The following is a 445-nucleotide window of genomic DNA, read 5'->3' as shown; positions in this document are numbered from 1 at the left end:
CCGAGGGGGCTGCCTGCACGGTGCTGGCCGCCCGGGAACTCATCGACGGCGACGACCAGCTGGTGATCGCCAACAGCGACCAGTACGTCGACCACCCGTTCTCCGACTACGTGGCCGCCCTCGGCGACCTCGACGGTCTGATCTGACGATGCGGGCCGACGACCCCAAGTGGTCGTTCGTGGCCAAGGACGCCGACGGCATGGTGACCCGGGTGGTCGAGAAGGAGGTCATCTCCGACGAGGCAACGGTGGGCATCTACACCGTCGCCCGGGGCCGTGACTTCGTCCGGGGCGCCGACGGCATGATCGCGGCCGATGCACGGGTGAACGGCGAGTTCTACGTGGCCCCGGTGTACGAGCAGCTCATCGCCGGCGGGGCCCGCATCGGCACCGTGTCCATCGGGTCGGCGGGCGACGGGATGTACGGGCTCGGCACGCCCCAGGAC

General features: G+C 70.1%; 1 protein-coding gene. It reads left to right on the top strand.

The window, feature by feature from the left end:
• Positions 1 to 148: 148 nt before the first annotated feature.
• Positions 149 to 445, top strand: a 297-nt coding sequence (locus tag M3677_RS17290; RefSeq protein WP_251161180.1) for a hypothetical protein, incomplete at its 3' end; no start/stop codon positions are given.

Source organism: Curtobacterium sp. P97 (genome assembly GCF_023712445.1).
Classification (GTDB): domain Bacteria; phylum Actinomycetota; class Actinomycetes; order Actinomycetales; family Microbacteriaceae; genus Curtobacterium.
The sequence above is the reverse complement of the archived record's forward strand: the minus strand, read 5'-3'. Positions and strand labels throughout refer to the sequence as shown.